This window comes from Ancylobacter mangrovi (assembly GCF_024752335.1).
Classification (GTDB): Bacteria; Pseudomonadota; Alphaproteobacteria; order Rhizobiales; family Xanthobacteraceae; genus Ancylobacter; species Ancylobacter mangrovi.
In genome coordinates this window covers 292,817-309,755 of the sequence record NZ_JANTHY010000001.1, presented here as the reverse complement: position 1 = coordinate 309,755, position 16,939 = coordinate 292,817, and the positions used below count along the sequence as shown (strand labels likewise).

Sequence of the window (16,939 nt, the reverse complement as noted above, 5' to 3'; positions counted from 1 at the left end):
AGCTCCGCCATGCATGAGAGAACCGCCTCCGCCCTCGCCGCCGGCACGCTGTCGGACGTGCACGCGCACAATTTCCTCGGCGAGCGCCACGGCCGCCACGAGCGCCGCACGTGGATCGTCATCGCCATCACCGCCAGCGTGATGGTGATCGAGATCGCCGCCGGCTCGCTGTTCGGCTCCATGGCGCTGCTTGCCGACGGCTGGCACATGTCGACCCATGCCGCCGCCATGCTCATCACCGCGTTCGCCTATCGCTACGCGGCGCGCCACGCCGACGACCCGCGCTTCAGCTTCGGCACCGGCAAGGTCGGCGACCTCGCCGCCTTCGCCAGCGCCATCGTGCTCGGCCTCGTCGCCCTGCTGATCGGCTGGGAGAGCGCGCTGCGCCTCGGCCACCCGATCGCGATCGACTTCAACGAGGCGATCGCCGTCGCCGTGTTCGGCCTCGCGGTGAACCTCGTCTGCGCCTGGCTGCTGCGCGACGACCACGACCATCTGCACGGGCACAGTCATGGCCATGGACATGGGCACGGGCACGGCCATTCGCACAGCGATGACCATGCGCACGCGCACGACGAGCATGACCACGAGGACGATCACGGCCACGAACACGGCCACGACCATCCTCACCCCCACGCCTCGCGCAGCGCCCGGGCGGAGCAGAAGGAATCGACGCGCGACAACAATCTGCGCGCCGCCTACCTGCATGTAATGACCGACGCGCTGACCTCGGTGTTCGCGATCCTCGCCCTGCTCGGCGGCAGCCTTTACGGGCTGGTGTGGCTCGATCCGGTGATCGGCGTGGTCGGCGCGGTGGTGATCGCCCGCTGGTCGTTCGGCCTGCTGCGCGACACCTCCGGCGTGCTGCTCGACGTCACCGCCCCGCAGCGCGGCCTCACCCGCGCCATCCGCTCCACGCTGGAGCATCCGGGCGTGACGGTCACCGACCTCCATGTGTGGCAGGTCGGCCCGGGCCACCACGCCGCGGTGGTGGCGCTGCGGGCCAGCGAGCCGGAGGCGCCGGCCGCCTACAAGGACAGCCTCGCCCATATCGAGGGGCTGTCGCACGTCACCATCGAGGTGAACGCCCTCTCCCGCGCCGCCTGAGCGGGACCGGGCCGGCGCGCCCTACACCGCCGGCTCCGGCGCGAAGGCGACGCCGGCGGCTTCCAGCACCCGCGCCGCTTTCAACGCCGCGTCCTCGCGCCAGGGCGCGGCGATGAGCTGCACCGCGATCGGCAGCCGCTCGCCGCCCGGCACGGGCGCGGCCACCACCGGCAGGCCGATGAAGGAGATCGGCTGGGTGTAGATGCCGATATTCGGGCGCACCAGCATCTCCCGCCCGTCCAGCACGAAGGTCGTCTGCCCGCCGCGCGGCGCCGGCACCGGGGTCGCCGGGGCGATCAGCACGTCCCACTCGGCGAACAGCTCCAGCGCCCGGTCGTGAAACCAGCGCCGGAACTTCTGCGCCTTGTCGATGAGCGCGCCCGGCAGCACCGCCCCCGCCAGCAGCCGCTCGCGCACCGCCGGGTCGAAATCGCCCGGCCGGGCGCGCAGCCGGTCGAGATGGAGCGAGGCGCCCTCGGCCATGGTGATGATGTAGGCCGCCGCGCGGGCGCGCTCCACCTCCGGCAGCTCGACCGTCCGGCTCGCGCCCAGCGCCGCCGCCGCCCGCGCCACCGCGTCATAGGCCTGCGGCGTGCCCTGGCGGGCGAACCAGCCGCCCAGCACCGCGACCCTGAGCCCCCCCGCCGCCTCCAGACCCGGCAGGGTCGGCGCCGCCGGCCGGTCCGCGAGCGCGGGATCGTCCGGGTCGGGGCCGGTCAGCGCGTCATAGGTGGCCGCGAGGTCGGCGACGTTGCGCGCGAACGGGCCGAGATGGTCGAGGCTCGCCACGAAGGGGAAGCTGCGCGCGCGCGACAGCCGGCCATAGGTCGGCTTCAGCCCAAAAATGCCGCAGAAGGAGGACGGCACCCGGATCGAGCCATTGGTGTCGGAGCCGAGCGAGAGCGGCACCAGCTTGCCGCCCACCGCCGCGCCGGAGCCGCCCGAGGAGCCGCCCGCCATGCGGGCCGGGTCGTGGGGGTTGCGCGAATGGTCGTCATGGACGTTCTCGCCGGTGAAGTCATAGGCATATTCGCCCATGTTCAGCGCACCGAGGCACACCGCGCCCGCCGCGCCCAGCCGCTCGACCAGCGCCGCGTCGCGCGCGGCCGGCGGGCGGTCGCGGTTGATGCGCGAGCCGGCACGGGTCGGCAGGCCCTCGATATCGAACAGATTCTTCACCGCGAACGGCACCCCGGCGAGCGGGCCGAGCGTGGCGCCGGCCGCGCGGGCGGCGTCGATCGCGTCGGCCTCGGCGCGGGCGCGCGCGGCGGTCACGTCGGTGAAGGCGTGGAGCACCGGATCGACAGCGGCGATGCGCGCCAGCGCCGCCTCGGTCACTGCCCGCGCGCTCACCCTCCCGGCACGGATGGCGGCGGCAAGCGCCAGCGCCGGGCCGGCGAGCAGTTCGGCGGCCAGCGGATCGAGCGCGGCAGCCTCGGCTTCGGCTTGCGCGCTCATGGCCGGACGCTCCCGGCTTCCGCGTCGCCCGGCTGGTAGACCGGCGCCGGCTCGGCTTCATCCGGCAGCGGGAAGGTGCTGACGAGGCGCGCCATGGCGAGCGCGGTCTCGAGATGCATGACCACGCGCGGGCGCAGCTCCGGCTCCAGCGGCAGCTCCATCACCGCCAGCGCCGTGTCGAGAAAGGCGCCCGCCTCGCCCCCGCCCCCGGATTGCCGTCCGTCCATCGCACCCGCTCCTGCCTGTTTATGCGCCACTTCACGCGTCATTGCATACATTAAGCGTGCGACCGCTCCAGCCTCAAGGCAGAAAGGGCGCGATGTCCTCGGCTTCCACGCTGCCATCAGGCTTTCCCATGTCCGCCGCTCCCGGCCGCACACCCACCGCCGCCGGCCCGATCCACGCGCAATTCGCGTCGCGCGCGGCGCCTCCCGCGCGCCGTCCCGCACGCGCGGACGCGCATGCCGTGGGGTCTTGCACAGGTGGTCTTGCAAAGCGGATGCCGCGCAAGTAGGTTCCGCGCCGTTCTGGCACGCAGCTGTAGCTCAGTTGGTTAGAGCGCCGGTCTGTGGAACCGGAGGTCGGTGGTTCGAGCCCACCCAGCTGTACCAGAATCGGCGCCGCGCGCGCCTTCCCGCCTCACTCCGACAGTGACGACGTCATCGACTGCGCGATCCACGCGTCGAGCGGCACCTTTGCCTTGGCCGCCGCGGCCTGCGCCGACTGCAGCAGCTCGGGCGGCAGCGGCACGCTGACGATGATCCGCGTCGTGTCGCCGAGCTGATAGACCAGCGAGGTGATCTGCGCGGCGAAGCGGCGCATCTTGGCGGTGCGGGCCTCCGCGTCGAGCGCGCCGTCCTGCGCCACGGTCGGGCAGTAGGCGGCGATCAGGTGGTCGATGATGTAGGGCGCCTTCGCCCCGTCCTGGCGCAGCGTGCCGATCGCGGCGTTGAGCTTGGCCGGGTCGTCCATCGAATCGCCCGAGGGCAGCAGCTTCTGGACATCGGCGATGGTCGGCTTGGCGCCGGGCTCGCTGGGCGTCGGGCACTCGAATCCCGCCCCGGCGGCGAGCGCCGGCCTGGCGGCGGCGATTCCCCCGGCAAAGCCGAGCGCGAGCACAAAAGCAGCGGTCTTCATCGAATCCTCCCCACCACGCGTCAGCGGAATCATTCGCGGGAACCCGCAGCGTTCCGTCACGGCAGACTAGACGAGGTATCCGCGCGCCGACACCCTCCCCGCGGGGGCCAGCCGGTACGGCTAATGACGATCGGTTTCGCGAACGGAAACCCGCCGCGCCCGAAGACGCTAGGCCGGGGCGTGGCGACGCCGGCGCGCCCTGCGGCCCTCGCCGAACCAGAGCTGCATCGGCGCCGAGCCGTAGAGGCCGAAGAACCAGTCCTCCGTCGCCTGATCGCGCATCACCCGCCAGGCGTCGATCGAGGCCGAGATCGTCCGCGAGAGCGATTCCTGCGCCTCCATGAACGGGTTGTCGGCCGCGACCGGCCGGCGATGGGCGCGGATCGCCGGCGCCAGCGCGGCGGGAATCGCGGTCCACGGGTTGAGCCCAGAGAACAGGGTGTAGCTCAGCCGCAGCGGGTGGAGCGCGCGCAGCGCCTCCGCGCTCGCCTCATTGACGCCCGCGCGCACCAGCGGCTGCACGAAGGCGCGGTAGAGCGCGAGGTTGATCTGCGAGATGCGGTCCACCGCCGCGAAGGCCGCGTTCTCGTCCGGCGTGTTGCGGCCGAAGGCGCGCACGTCGTCCACCGTGCGGGGCTCGAACGCCACCGCCCATTGCGGCCCGCCCTCGATGCCATCCTGCACGGCAGGCGTGATCACCATCTCGTAGAGGCCGGGGGCAAGGTCGTTGATCGCGTCCATGGTGAGCACGAACTCCTCGTCCTCGCGGTCGGCCACCCTGGCCGAGACGAACAGGCCCAGATGCCCGGTCCGGTCCTCGACCGCGTAGACGATGACGCGCCCCGCCGCGCGGATCTCCTCGACGTCGCGGTAGAGGTCGGGGATCCAGCCCAGCGTCTGCGCCGGCGGGGAGATGTGATCCCTGGTCGAGGTCAGGATCACGGTGGGCGAATTGAGCGCGCGCAGGTCGACCTTCGTCCCGTCGCGCGCGGTCAGCGCGCCCCGGGCGAGCCGGTCGCCGACGAACATGTTGTCGACGAGGTACTGGATCTCCTCGGCGTTGAAGAGCACGAAATCGCCCCACCAGCGCTCGAAGGCGAGGTAGCGCTCGGCGCCCTCGTCGACATGGGCGTAGACGTCGTACTGCTTGTCCCACAGGTAGTTGGCAGGGCCGAGCAGGTCGAAATTCATCACCAGCCAGGCGCCGTCGAAGGTGCCGTTGCCGAGGTCGCCGGTCAGCGCGGTGGGCCAGCTTCCGCCGAGCATCCCGCCGAGATAGCGCATCGCCGCCTCGCCGCGCCGGCCCTGCCAGTAGGACATGGGCGAGCCGACGATCAGGCAGGGGCCGAACAGGTCCGGGCGCAGCGCCGCCGCCATCAGCACCTGGTAGCCGGCCTGGCAGTTGCCGATCGCCGCCGGCCGGGGTGCGTCCGGGTGTTCCTCGGCGATGCGCTCCATGAAGGCGATCTCGCCCTCGATCACGTCGAGGAAGGTCTGACCCGGCTCGGGCTCGGCGCTGAAGCCGATGAAATAGACCGGGTGTCCGGCGGCGAGCGCGTCGCCGATCTCGCTTTCCTGCTTGAAGCCGCCGATGCCCGCCCCCTGCCCGGCGCGCGGGTCGATCACCATCACCGGCCGCTTGGCCGGGTCAGCCGGCATGTTGGCCGGCGGCAGGATGCGGTGGAGCGCGAAGTTGATCGGCCGGGGCAGCCCGCGCCCGCTCATCACCACCTCATGGTCGAACCACAGCACCATCGCCCGCGGCTCGGCCGCCATGCGGATCTGCGTGTCGCCGCGCTGGCGCAGCGTGTCGAGGAAGAGCACCCATCGCTGCCCGGCATCCACCGCATAGTCCGACCAGGCGTTGAAGACGGCATCCGATGGTCCGGTCATAGTCGGTTCTCCTCGCCGCGCCCGGCGGCGCTCCCGCCTCGATGCGCCTGGGACGTGACGCTTTTGCGTTCGCCCGCCGGTCCGGCCGTCCGCCTTTGGGATGACGGCGTCTCCGGGATGGGCCCGGGCGGGCGGGCCCGATCCACATCTATCGCATTCGCCGGCCGATGGAGGTCGGGTGATCCCGTAGAACCGGCAGGTTCTGCAGTGCCATCATGCCCCGGCGCCGCGGACGGGACGGCGAGCGGCAGGCGAACAGGGACGGGCCATGACGGAGCGGACGGACGTGGATACGAGGGCAGGCACCGCCGAAGAGACCGGCGCCGATTCCGCCCCGCTGGCCGGCCCGCTCTCCGGGCTGCTGGTGCTCGACCTCACCCACGTGCTCAACGGGCCGTTCGGCACCATGATGCTGGCCGACCTCGGCGCCCGCGTCATCAAGATCGAGCCGCCCGGCGGGGGCGACGACACCCGCACCTACGGCCCGTTCCTCGGCGATACCTCGCTCTATTTCGCCTTCGTCAATCGCGGCAAGGAGAGCATCGTGCTCGACCTCAAGGCCGAGGCCGACCGCGCCGTATTCCTCGACATGGTGTGCCGCGCCGACGTTCTGGCGGAGAATTTCCGCCCAGGCGTCATGGCCCGGCTCGGCTTCGCCTATGAGGACCTCGCCCGCATCAATCCCCGCCTCGTCTACGCCTCCTCCTCCGGCTTCGGCCAGACCGGGCCGCTGGCGGCGGCGCCCGCCTACGACACCATCATCCAGGCCATGAGCGGGCTGATGAGCATGACCGGCTTTCCGGACGGGCCGCCGACGCGCGTGGGCACCTCGCTCTCGGACCTGCTCGGCGGGCTGCACATGTTCGCCGGCATCGCCGCCGCCCTCTATGCCCGTGAGAGGACCGGGCGCGGCACCCATGTCGACGTGTCGATGTTCGACGCCACCCTCGCCTTCCTCGAGCACGGGGCGATGGAGTTCACCGCCACCGGCCATGCGCTGGGCCGGATCGGCAACCGCCATCCCTTCCTCGCCCCGTTCGACCTCTATGCCTGCGCGGATGGGCACATCGCCATCTGCTGCGGCAACGACCACCTGTTCGGCGCGCTGTGCGCGGTGCTCGGCCGCCCTGAGCTTTCGACCGATCCGCGCTTTCGCGACAATTCGAGCCGCGTCGCCCATGTCGACGCCCTCAAGGCGGAGCTGGAGACCGAGCTCGGGCGCCGGCCGGCGCAGCACTGGCTGGAGGCGATCCACGCCGCCGGGGTGCCGGTCGGCCCGCTGCTCGACGTCACGCAGGCGCTCTCCCAACCGCAGGTCTCGGCCCGCAACATGCTGGTCGAGGCCGGCGGCATCACCATGCCGGGCACCCCGTTCAAGATGGCGGGCTATCCCGATCCGCATGTGCGGGCCGGCGCGCCCGGGCTCGACGCCGACGGCGCGCGCCTGCGGCGCGAATTCGCCGGCAGGGGAAAGACGCCCTGACGTCCCCGCCTCCCGACGCGGCCGTGCGTTTTCGCCCTCAGTGGTGCCGATCGGAAAGCCCCGCCCGTTCCGCCATGCGAGCCTCGTCGTCGACAGCCAAGCTGTCGTCCTCTCCCCTCCAACTTTTCAGGTGACGACGGGCCCTGTTCCGTCGTCACCTCTCTTCCGGCGAGCGGGGGCATCCGGCCGCGCGCCGCTGATTCCCCGGCGCGAGGTCTGGCCCCGTGAGCGCGATCTGGATTCTGCTGGCTTTGTTGGCCGGGGTCATCGTGACCCAGTGGATCTCCCGCATGCTCGGCGGGCGCATCGCGTTGCCGCTGATCCAGATCGCGGCGGGGGCCGTCATCGGCCACACCACGAATTTCGGCGTGCGGCTGGAGCCGGAGCTGTTCTTCGTGCTGTTCCTGCCGCCGCTGCTCTATCTCGACGGCTGGCGCGTGCCGAAGAAGGACCTGCAGGCGAACGTCGCCTCCATCCTGTCGCTCGCCTTCGGCCTCGTCTTCTTCACCGTGCTGGGCATCGGCCTGCTGCTGCACCTGATGGTGCCGGCGATGCCGCTCGCCGTGTGCTTCGCGCTCGCGGCGGTGCTCTCGCCCACCGACGTGGTGGCGGCCACGGCGATGGCGGCGAACGTGCCGATCCCGCGCCGCATGCTGCGCATCCTCGAAGGCGAGGCGCTGTTCAACGACGCGTCCGGCCTCGTCTGCCTGCGGATCGCCGTCGCCGCGGTGCTGACCGGCACCTTCCCGTTCTGGCCCTCGCTCGGCAATCTCGTCTGGGCGGCGGCAGGCGGCATCGCGGTCGGGCTCGCGCTCAGCTTCGCGGTGTCGGTGGTGAAGTTCTGGATCGTCGCCCGGCTCGGCGAGGACACCTCGACCCAGATCCTCATCAGCCTGCTCACGCCCTACGCCACCTATCTGGTCGCCGAGACGATCGGCTGCTCGGCGGTGCTGGCCGCGGTTGCCGCCGGCATGACCATGAGCTGGATCGAGGTCTCCGGCCGCGCGCAGGCGCTGACCCGCATCCGCCGCGACGCGGTGTGGGAGACGCTGCAATTCGCGCTCAACGGCGCGATCTTCCTGCTGCTGGGCGAGCAGCTCCCGGACGTGATGTCGCGCGTGAGCTCCGGCGCCGCCGAGAGCGGGCATCCCGGGCTCGGCTGGCTGGCGCTCTACATCCTCGTCGTCACCGTCGCGCTCGCCGCGCTGCGCTTCGCCTGGGTATGGCTGTCGATCGCCATCTCGCTCTGGCGGCACCCGGACCCGACGGGGCGCCACACGCGGCCGAACTGGCGGCTCGTCACCGCCATGTCGACCGCCGGGGTGCGCGGCGCCATCACGCTCGCCGGCGCGCTCAGCCTGCCCTTCGTCCTGCCGGACGGCACGCCCTTCCCCTCGCGCGACCTGGTGATCCTCATCGCCGCCGGCGTCATCCTGGTCTCGCTGGTGGTGGCCAATGTCAGCCTGCCGGGGCTGCTCAACGGCATCGACGCCCCGCCCGAGCCGCACCATGACGCGCAGGAGCGCGCCGCCCGCATCGAGACCGCCAAGGCGGCGATCGCCGCGCTCGCCCGCGCCGGCGAGGCCAAGGACAGCGGCAACGGCGCCTATCTCGCCGCCGTCGCGGAGGTCGCGGACTATTACCGCCACCGCCTCGCCCAGCTCCAGCCGGAGGCGACCATGCCGGCCGCCGACACGCTCGACACGCACCAGGAGGAGGCGCTGCACATCCTCGCCCTGCAGGCCGAGCGCACGGCCATCGCCAAGCTGGCGCGCGGGCACCGCATCTCGACCGACCTCGCCCAGAAGCTGCTGCGCGAGACCGACCTGTCGGAAGCCGCCTTCCGCGCCGCCTCCGAGGGCTGATCCCCGCACCGGACAAAAGAAAGGCCCGGCACGCGGGCGCCGGGCCTCTCGAACGTCGCGGGAAGGCGCGGCTCAGTGGGCGAGGAACACCGGCACCGTCATGCGGTCCAGTACGTCGCGGGTGACGCCGCCGAGCACGAATTCGCGCAGCCGCGAATGGCCGTAGCCGCCCATGATGACCATGTCGATGTCGCGCGCCGCCACTTCCTTCAGCAGCACGTCGACCACGTTCTCCCCGCTCGCCGGCACCAGGCTGCGCAGCTCGACCGTCTTCTCGTGGCGGGCGAGGTGGCGGGCGAGGTCGGCGCCGGGAAGCGCGTTCGCCTTCTTCTTGCCGGTCTCCACCACCACCGCCTCGACGAGGTCGGCATGGACGAGCAGCGGCCGGGCCTCGGACACCGCGCGCGCCGCGGCGCGCCCGCCGTCCCACGCCACCAGCACCCGCTTGGCCGAGAACGGCTTGCTCTGGCTGCGCGGCACGATGATGACCGGACGGCCGGAATCGAACAGCACCGCCTCGGTGATCACCTCCTCGGCGCCCATGCGGTCGGCGTCGGACTGGTTGACGATGGCGAGGTCGTAGAGCCGCGCCATGACACCGATCTGCTCGGCCGCGCCGCCCGGCGTGCCGTCGACCTTGCGGACTTCGCCGCTGAGACCCATCGAGCGCGCCGCCTCGCCGAAATGGTCGATCGCGATTTGCGCCAGGCGCTGGCTCTCGGCCCGCTGGGCCTCGAGGAAATCGGTCGAGAACGCTTCGGTGTAGACCGGGGGCACGTCGATCTCATAGGTGACGGCCACGCCCGTCAGATGCGCGCCGAGCTCCGCCGCCGCGGACACTGCATAATCCGCCGCCGTATCCACGCCTTCACCGACGCGAAGGCTGACGAGAATGTCCTTGATCATGGTGCGTTTCACTCCTCGTTCTACGTTCCGTAACGTTAGGACCAAACAACTGGCGCCTTGTTGACGGGCGTCAAGGGATACCGCGTCCATGCGCATAAGCGAAGTCGCATCCTTGCGTCCCCGCGTCTATAAGGGTCTCGACTGATGTAGGAATTCCTCGCATGGCCGCCACGGGGCGCGCGCTCGCCGTCACCCTCCTCCTGCTCGGGCTCTGGGAAGGCGCCGTGCGCCTGCTCGCGATCCCCGCCTATATCCTGCCGGGCCCGCTACGCATCGCGGTAACGGGGTGGGAGAACGCGGCCATACTCGGCCACAATGCGGCGATCACGCTCGGCGAGATGCTGCTCGGCCTCGCCTGCGGCTCGGCGCTGGGCATCGCCTGCGCGCTCGCCATGGCATGGTCGCCGATGGCGCGCCGGGCGATGCGCCCCGTGCTGCTGGTGGCGCAGGCGCTGCCGGTGTTCGCCATCGCGCCGCTGCTGGTCATCTGGTTCGGCTTCGGCCTCGCCTCGAAGATCGTGATGGCGAGCCTCATCATCTTCTTCCCCGTCGCCTCCGCCTTCCATGACGGGCTCGCGCGCACCGACCAGGGCCTCGTCGACCTTGCGCGGCTGCAGGGCGCGGGCACCTTCGCGACGCTGCGCTTCATTCGGGTGCCGGCGGCGCTGCCCGCCCTCGCCTCGGGGTTGCGGGTGGCGACCGCCGTGGCGCCGATCGGCGCGGTGGTGGGCGAATGGGTCGGCGCCTCGGCCGGGCTCGGCTATCTGATGATCTATTCCAACGCCCGCATGCAGACCGACATGGTGTTCGCCGCCCTCGCGGTGCTGCTCGCGGTGGCGCTGCTGCTGTTCGCGCTGGTCGACCGCGCGCTCACCCGCATGGTGCCGTGGGCGCCGGAGACCGTGCCGGCCTGAGCGGGACGGCCCGCCCGCGGGGAAAGCTGGCGCGCCGCGCCCCGAAGGGCGGTCCGGGCCACATTCCCGCCCTCAATCTCGATACATTATATCTCGATCGAGTCGCCCTCTGACAGCCAGGCCGATCCCGGCCGCATCTACGATCCCAGGAACATGAGGCACGAAACGGACGGGCGGACCTAGTGCGCCCGCGTCACTGGAAAGCCGTCGGGCTGGGGGACGATCCCCCGCTGAACGACGGCGAGGACCTGCCCGACAGGCGGGCGATCGGTCTTCGCTGGATGAGCTCGACCGTCCTGATGGGCGTCGCGGCCGCCGCCCTGCTCGTCGGGGCGCTGGCGGGCGCCGTTGGCAGGCGGTCGCAGCTCGCCGAGCCGCCCGTTTTCATCGCCCCCCGCTTCGCGCGGCAGACGGTGGCGAAGAGGAGCCGCGCCGACCGCGAGAACCGCCATCGCGACCAGCGCGAAGGCGCCCGTTCGCGTGTACGCGTCGAGCAGCTCGGCGACAGCGGCTCGATGCGCCCCTTCATCCGCGTCTCCGCCCGGCTGGCCGAGATCGACCCGGACCCGCCCGACGACGAGGATCGGAAGGAGGAGGACCGGAAGGAGGACGACCAGCAGGAAGAGCCGCAGGCGAGCGCCGGCGGCGGCCGGCCGCAGGCGGACCCGGCGCGCCGGCCGGAGCTGCCTCCGATCATCCTCTATGGCAGCTCGCAGCCCGCGCCGCGCCGCCACGTCACCGCCTTCGCCGACGACGAGGCCCCGCGGCCGGGCGCCCGCATCCTCGGTGAGCCCGTCAACCTGTCCGTGGTCCCGGAGCTGCCCGCCTCGCCCAAGCCCGAGCGCCGCGTGATCGTCGCGCGGGACGGCGACACGCTGGCGGCGATCCTGACCGCGCTGGGGGTGCCTCCCGCAGACCGGGACGCGGTGCTCGCGGCCTTCCCGCGACGCCACTGGTTCGGCAAGGAAAGCTTTGCGGGCGGCGAGACGATCACCCTCGTCGAGCGGCCGGAGGGGCCGTCGCCCGGCTCCCCCATCGAGGTGAGCGTCACGCGCCCGGACGGTGACGTCACCATCGTCGCCCGCACCGATGCCGGCGGCTACGCGCAAGTCTCGCCCGAGCAGGACGACGCCAGTCCACCGGACACCGCCTCCGCCCCGGCCGCGCTCGATCTGCACGCCTTCACCGGAGAGGCGTTGCGCGACGGCCTCGACGCGCTGGCGAAGTCCAACCATGTCGATGACGGCCTCGTCGCGGAAATCATGCGCCTGTGCGACCGCGATTTCGACCTCGACCAGCCGCTCGGCTCGACCGACACGGCCGACATCCTCTATGCGCCGAACGCGCTCGGCCAACCCGAGCTGGTGTTCCTGGCCCTGTCGGCGCAGGGCAAGACGAGGCGCTATTATCGCTTCACCGCTCCCGACGACGGCAGCACCGACTTCTACGACGAGGACGGCCACTCGATCACCAAGCTCCTGCTGCGCAAGCCGGTCGCCGACGGGCGCCTGGGCGACGGCTTCGGCTGGCGCACCCACCCGGTGCTGCACGACCGGCGCTTCCACGAGGGCGTCGACTATGCCGCGCCCTACGGCTCGCCGGTCGCGGCGGCGGGGGCGGGCGTGGTGGAGATCATCGGCAAGGAATGGGGCTACGGGAAATATATCCGCATCCGCCACGACCTCGGCTACGAGACCGCCTATGCCCATGTCTCCGGCTTTCCGCGCGGCCTGAAGGTCGGCGACCGCGTGCGCCAGGGCCAGACCATCGCCTATGTGGGCTCGACCGGCCTGTCGACCGGGCCGCATCTCTATTACGAGGTCTGGATCAACGGCCGCCGCGTCAATCCGCTCAAGGTGCGGCTTCCGGGCGGGCGGATGCTCGACGGCAAGGTGCTCTCCAAGTTCCAGGACGAGGAGCAGCGCATCGACGAACTGCTCGACGTGCCCGTCGGCGTCGCCGCCGGCCCTTGACTGGCGCGGCGAACGCGGCAGGGTTCGCGCGCGACCCACTGGCCTTGCGAATCCTCAGATGACCAGCATCGGCACCTTACGGCCCTCATCCGCGGCCCCGACGCCTCCCGTCCGCTCCAGCGCCCCGGATCGGTGAGAAGGTCGCGATGCAGCTTTCCAACGCCGATGCGCGGCGCATCTTCATCGCCCGGCAGGGGCTGAGCCAGCCGCGCGGCCGGCTCGACAAGGCCGGGCTGCTCGCCCTGATCGAGGCGATCGGCTTCGTGCAGGTGGACAGCATCGCCACGGTCGAGCGCGCCCATCACCACATCCTGTTCGCCCGCAATCCGGGCTACCGGCGCGAGCACCTCACCGCGCTGCTGGAGAAGGACGGCGCGCTGTTCGAGCACTGGACTCACGACGCCGCCATCATCCCCAGCGCCTTCTACCCCTACTGGAAGCACCGCTTCGCGCAGGCGCGCGAGCGCCTCGCCGAGCGCTGGCGGAGCTGGCACGAGAACGGCTTCGAATCCTATGTCGACCACGTGCTGGAGCGGGTGCGGCGCGAGGGCCGGCTGATGGCCCGCGACTTCGAGCAGGACCCCGAAACCGGCAAGCGCCCGCCCGGCGGCTGGTGGAACTGGCACCCGGAGAAGACCGCGCTCGAATATCACTGGCGCACGGGCACCTTCGCCATCGCCGCGCGCGAGGGCTTCCAGAAGGTCTACGACCTCGCCGAGCGGGTGATCCCCGCCGGCCCCTATGCGGGCGAGGTCGACCGCGCCGCCTTCGTCGACTGGGCCTGCGCCTCGGCGCTGGAGCGGCTCGGCTTCGCCACCCATGGCGAGATCGCCGCCTTCTGGGACCTCGTCTCGCCGGACGAGGCGAAACGCTGGGTGGGGGAGAACGCGCACCGCCTTGAGCCGGTCTCCATCGCGCTGGCCGACGGCAGCCGCGCCCGCGCCTCGCATGCCTTCGCCGGCGCGCGAGAGGCGTTCGACGCCCTGCCCGCCCCGCCCTCGCGGCTGCGCGTGCTCAGCCCGTTCGACCCGCTGCTGCGCGACCGCAACCGGGCGGAGCGCCTGTTCGGCTTCAATTACCGGATCGAGGTGTTCGTCCCGGCACCGAAGCGCGTCTACGGCTACTACGTGTTCCCGATCCTCGAGGGCGATCGCATGGTCGGGCGGATCGACATGAAGGCCGACCGCAAGACCGGCACGCTCGACGTGCGCCGGCTGTGGCTGGAGAAAGGCGTGCGCGCCTCCGCCGGCCGCCTCGACGCGCTCGACGCCGAGCTCGCCCGCATCGCCCGCTTCGCCGGCGTGGAGCGCACCGTCTATCTCGACGGCTGGCGGGGCGGCTGACCCCGTCCCGGCCCAGCCCACGCCTACCCCGCTCCCGCCCGTCGCTTAGCCGGCCATTTGCCCCGCTTCGCCCGCTCTGCTAGCCTTCGCGCATCCGAGGGGTGTCCCGCGGCCCGCATGGGCCAAGGGGCTGAGATGGCAGCCGCCAGACCCTTTGAACCTGATCCGGGTCATGCCGGCGAAGGGACGGAACGTCGGCGGGCCGCTTCGCGGGTTCCCGCGCCGCAATCCCCCCGAAAGCTCATGCGCCGGATCTCCGAACGGGAGGAGATCCATGTTCACGCCCGCTACCCTGAAGACCCTCGCCGCGGGGGCGCTCGCCCTCGCCCTGTCCTTCACCCCCGCCGCGGCGGCGGACAAGCTCACCGTCCTGCTGGACTGGTACGTCAACCCGGACCACGCGCCGCTGGTGATCGCCAAGGAGAAGGGCTTCTTCAAGGCCCATGACCTCGACGTCGAGCTGGTGCCGCCGGCCGACCCGTCCGCCCCGCCGCGCCTCGTCGCCGCCGGGCAGGCCGACATCGCGGTCAGCTACCAGCCGAACCTCTATCTCTCGGTGAAGGAGGGCCTGCCGCTCGCCCGCATCGGCACGCTGGTCTCCACCCCGCTCACCGCGCTGGTGGCGCTGAAGGACGGGCCGATCAAGTCGATCGCCGACCTCAAGGGCAAGACGGTCGGCTATTCGGTGGCCGGGCTCGAAGACGCGCTGCTCGGCACCATGCTCGCCGATGCCGGGCTGAAGCCGTCCGACGTCACCATGGTGAACGTCAACTTCGCCCTCTCCCCGGCGTTGGTGGCCGGCAAGGTGGACGCGGTGATCGGCGCCTACCGCAATTTCGAGCTCACCCAGATCCGCCTCGCGGGCAAGGAGCCGGTCGCCTTCTTCCCCGAGGAGCACGGCGTGCCGGTGTTCGACGAGCTGATCTACGTCGCCCACAAGGACAAGCTCGGCGACCCGCGCCTCAAGCGCTTCCTCGCCGCGGTCGAGGACGCGACCATCTACATCCTCAACCACCCGGACGACGCTTGGGCGGTCTTCGTCAAGGCCAACCCCAAGCTCGACGACGAGCTCAACCGCACGGCGTGGAACGACACGCTGCGCCGCTTCGCCCACGCCCCGGCGGCGCTCGACAGCGCGCGCTACGCCCGATTCGGCACCTTCATGAAGCAGCACGGGCTGATCGACACGGTGGAGCCGGTCGCCACCTACGCGCCCGTCCTGCCGTGATCGAAGGCTCCAGCACCGCCGGCGGCCGCGCGAATGCGGCCGCCGCGACACGATACGCGCCGCCGGAGGGCAGAAATGGCCCGCTCCGTGCTTCCGGTCACGGTTCGAGGGTGATACCGATGCGCCCGCATTCGAACGGTCCGGAGGTGTAGAAGGGGAAATGGCCAATCTGTCGGGCAACGCGGCGTACTATGTGGCGGCGATCCTCATCGGGGCGGCCGTCGGGCTGGTCGGGTCCGCCTTCCATCTCGGTGTCGACGCCCTTGCCCATGGCTGGCCGTCCTTCCTCGACCACACGCTCGGGCTCGACGGGGTCGCGCTCTACGCCGCCGCCGCGGTCGTCGCCGCCGTCATGGCGCTGGTCGCGCTGTGGCTGGTGCGCCGCTTCGCGCCGGAGGCGGCCGGCTCCGGCGTGCCGGAGATCGAGGGCGCGATGGAGGGCCTGCGCGAGGTGCACTGGCGCCGCGTGCTCCCGGTCAAGTTTTTCGGCGGCCTGCTGGCGCTGAGCTCAGGGATGGTTCTCGGCCGCGAGGGCCCGACCATCCATATCGGCGCCTCGATCGCCAAGGGCGTGTCCGACCTCATGGGCTGGACCGCGCGCGACATGCGCGGCCTGCTCGCGGCGGGCGGTGCGGCGGGCCTTGCCGCCGCCTTCAACGCGCCGCTGGCCGCCGTGCTGTTCGTGATCGAGGAGACGCGCCGCCAGTTCCCCTACAGCGCGCGCACCTATATCGCGGTCGTGCTGTCCTCCATCGCCAGCGCCATCGCCACCGAATCCATCACCGGCAACGTGCCCTTCATGCTGCTGGTGGTGCCCGACGTGCCGATGGGCATGTACCCGCTGTTCGTCCTGCTGGGCGTGATCCTCGGCGCGGTCGGGGTCGGCTTCAACCGCACCCTCGTCTGGTCGCTCGACACGGTGCGCCGGATCGGGCTGCGCTGGTCGTTCTACATCTTCCCGGCCGTGGTCGGCCTCGTGGTCGGCGTGCTGGTGTTCGCGCTGCCGGAAGCCACCAAGGGCGGCGAGATCCTCGCCGTCGAGCTCGCCAAGGAGGGCCGGCCGCTCGGCATCCTCGCGCTGATCGTGCTGCTGCGCTTCACCATGACCATGGCGAGCTACTCGACCGGCGTCACCGGCGGCATCTTCGCGCCGATCCTGGCGCTCGCCACCACCATCGGCCTCTGCTACGGCACCGCCATCGACACGGTGATGCCGCTGCCCGAGCACGGGCTGCAGGCGCTCGCCATTGCCGCGATGGGCGGGCTGTTCTCGGCCACCATCGGCGCGCCCATGGTCGGCGTGGTGCTGGTGATGGAGCTGACCGGCTCCTACGGGATCCTGGTGCCGGTGCTGCTCACCACCATCTTCGCCAACATGGTCGCGCAGTGGCTGGGCGGGCGGCCGATCTACGAGATCCTGCTCGACCGCACGCTGGCGCTGGAAGCGCAGGCGAGCGAGACGCCCCCCGCCGCCCCGGCGCCCTCACCCGCGGCGGCACAGCCGCAGGAAGCGCGCTGAGGGCGGCACAGGCGGGCCGACGGCAAAGCGCCGGCCCGCGCACTTTCAACAGGCCAAGGCGTTCCGAAAGTTTCGTGCCCGCTGGCGCGAGGCACCCGGCCTCGCGCTTCAGG

Annotated in this window: 13 protein-coding genes, 1 tRNA gene and 1 riboswitch; of the genes, 9 read left to right on the top strand and 5 right to left on the bottom strand. The window is 71.5% G+C overall.

Annotated elements, in window-relative coordinates; translation table 11 throughout:
- Window positions 1-9 precede the first annotated feature (9 nt).
- Window positions 10-1,107 (top strand): CDF family Co(II)/Ni(II) efflux transporter DmeF, encoded by a 1,098-nt coding sequence (dmeF, locus tag NVS83_RS01340; protein WP_258737713.1) that lies wholly within the window; start codon window positions 10-12, stop codon window positions 1,105-1,107.
- 21 nt (window positions 1,108-1,128) lie between these two features.
- On the opposite strand, the gene NVS83_RS01335 is transcribed toward dmeF, so the two are convergent.
- Window positions 1,129-2,565 (bottom strand): AtzE family amidohydrolase, encoded by a 1,437-nt coding sequence (locus tag NVS83_RS01335; protein ID WP_258737712.1) that lies wholly within the window; start codon window positions 2,563-2,565, stop codon window positions 1,129-1,131.
- Window positions 2,562-2,792, bottom strand: coding sequence for a DUF4089 domain-containing protein (locus NVS83_RS01330; RefSeq protein WP_258737711.1), 231 nt, complete (start codon window positions 2,790-2,792; stop codon window positions 2,562-2,564). Before NVS83_RS01330 ends, NVS83_RS01335 begins: the two co-directional genes overlap by 4 nt.
- A gap of 307 nt (window positions 2,793-3,099) precedes the next feature.
- Between NVS83_RS01330 and NVS83_RS01325 the strand changes: the two genes are divergently transcribed.
- Window positions 3,100-3,176: transfer RNA gene (locus tag NVS83_RS01325), tRNA-His, on the top strand.
- 28 nt (window positions 3,177-3,204) lie between these two features.
- On the opposite strand, the gene NVS83_RS01320 is transcribed toward NVS83_RS01325, so the two are convergent.
- A complete protein-coding gene (locus tag NVS83_RS01320; RefSeq protein WP_258737710.1) occupies window positions 3,205-3,702 on the bottom strand; it encodes a hypothetical protein in 498 nt (165 codons plus the stop codon).
- Window positions 3,703-3,870: 168 nt separating this feature from the next.
- The gene (locus NVS83_RS01315; protein WP_258737709.1) at window positions 3,871-5,595 is read right to left on the bottom strand and encodes a DUF3141 domain-containing protein; all 1,725 of its coding nucleotides are present in this window, start codon (window positions 5,593-5,595) and stop codon (window positions 3,871-3,873) included.
- A gap of 286 nt (window positions 5,596-5,881) precedes the next feature.
- On the opposite strand from NVS83_RS01315, the gene yfdE reads away from it, so the two are divergent.
- Complete coding sequence (yfdE, locus tag NVS83_RS01310) at window positions 5,882-7,078, top strand: CoA:oxalate CoA-transferase (RefSeq protein WP_258737708.1); 1,197 nt, start codon at window positions 5,882-5,884, stop codon at window positions 7,076-7,078.
- Between the two features lie 224 nt (window positions 7,079-7,302).
- Window positions 7,303-8,943, top strand: a complete 1,641-nt coding sequence (locus NVS83_RS01305) for a Na+/H+ antiporter (protein ID WP_258737707.1) — start codon at window positions 7,303-7,305, stop codon at window positions 8,941-8,943.
- Window positions 8,944-9,015: 72 nt separating this feature from the next.
- Here the strand turns inward: NVS83_RS01305 and NVS83_RS01300 are convergent, their stop codons facing one another.
- The gene (locus NVS83_RS01300; protein ID WP_258737706.1) at window positions 9,016-9,849 is read right to left on the bottom strand and encodes a universal stress protein; all 834 of its coding nucleotides are present in this window, start codon (window positions 9,847-9,849) and stop codon (window positions 9,016-9,018) included.
- 161 nt (window positions 9,850-10,010) lie between these two features.
- Between NVS83_RS01300 and NVS83_RS01295 the strand changes: the two genes are divergently transcribed.
- The 5 genes from NVS83_RS01295 (at window position 10,011) to clcA (ending at window position 16,826) form a co-directional block, all read left to right on the top strand.
- The gene (locus NVS83_RS01295) at window positions 10,011-10,763 is read left to right on the top strand and encodes an ABC transporter permease (RefSeq protein WP_258737705.1); all 753 of its coding nucleotides are present in this window, start codon (window positions 10,011-10,013) and stop codon (window positions 10,761-10,763) included.
- Between the two features lie 182 nt (window positions 10,764-10,945).
- Window positions 10,946-12,736, top strand: coding sequence for a M23 family metallopeptidase (locus NVS83_RS01290; protein ID WP_258737704.1), 1,791 nt, complete (start codon window positions 10,946-10,948; stop codon window positions 12,734-12,736).
- 146 nt (window positions 12,737-12,882) lie between these two features.
- The gene (locus tag NVS83_RS01285; RefSeq protein WP_258737703.1) at window positions 12,883-14,079 is read left to right on the top strand and encodes a winged helix-turn-helix domain-containing protein; all 1,197 of its coding nucleotides are present in this window, start codon (window positions 12,883-12,885) and stop codon (window positions 14,077-14,079) included.
- 87 nt (window positions 14,080-14,166) lie between these two features.
- Window positions 14,167-14,283: riboswitch (TPP riboswitch) on the top strand.
- Between the two features lie 70 nt (window positions 14,284-14,353).
- Window positions 14,354-15,307, top strand: coding sequence for an ABC transporter substrate-binding protein (locus tag NVS83_RS01280; protein ID WP_258737702.1), 954 nt, complete (start codon window positions 14,354-14,356; stop codon window positions 15,305-15,307).
- Window positions 15,308-15,467: 160 nt separating this feature from the next.
- Window positions 15,468-16,826 carry a H(+)/Cl(-) exchange transporter ClcA gene (gene clcA, locus NVS83_RS01275; protein ID WP_258737701.1) on the top strand — a complete coding sequence of 453 codons (1,359 nt, stop codon included), beginning with the start codon at window positions 15,468-15,470 and terminating at the stop codon, window positions 16,824-16,826.
- The last annotated feature ends 113 nt before the right edge of the window (window positions 16,827-16,939 follow it).

Bases quoted from the DNA above. Each gene is read 5' to 3' on its own strand.
- NVS83_RS01280 (WP_258737702.1), top strand. From the start codon at position 14,354: ATGTTCACGCCCGCTACCCTGAAGACCCTCGCCGCGGGGGCGCTCGCC.
- NVS83_RS01330 (WP_258737711.1), bottom strand. From the start codon at position 2,792: ATGGACGGACGGCAATCCGGGGGCGGGGGCGAGGCGGGCGCCTTTCTC.
- NVS83_RS01295 (WP_258737705.1), top strand. From the start codon at position 10,011: ATGGCCGCCACGGGGCGCGCGCTCGCCGTCACCCTCCTCCTGCTCGGG.
- NVS83_RS01300 (WP_258737706.1), bottom strand. From the start codon at position 9,849: ATGATCAAGGACATTCTCGTCAGCCTTCGCGTCGGTGAAGGCGTGGAT.
- clcA (WP_258737701.1), top strand. From the start codon at position 15,468: ATGGCCAATCTGTCGGGCAACGCGGCGTACTATGTGGCGGCGATCCTC.
- NVS83_RS01285 (WP_258737703.1), top strand. From the start codon at position 12,883: ATGCAGCTTTCCAACGCCGATGCGCGGCGCATCTTCATCGCCCGGCAG.
- NVS83_RS01315 (WP_258737709.1), bottom strand. From the start codon at position 5,595: ATGACCGGACCATCGGATGCCGTCTTCAACGCCTGGTCGGACTATGCG.
- dmeF (WP_258737713.1), top strand. From the start codon at position 10: ATGCATGAGAGAACCGCCTCCGCCCTCGCCGCCGGCACGCTGTCGGAC.
- NVS83_RS01320 (WP_258737710.1), bottom strand. From the start codon at position 3,702: ATGAAGACCGCTGCTTTTGTGCTCGCGCTCGGCTTTGCCGGGGGAATC.
- NVS83_RS01335 (WP_258737712.1), bottom strand. From the start codon at position 2,565: ATGAGCGCGCAAGCCGAAGCCGAGGCTGCCGCGCTCGATCCGCTGGCC.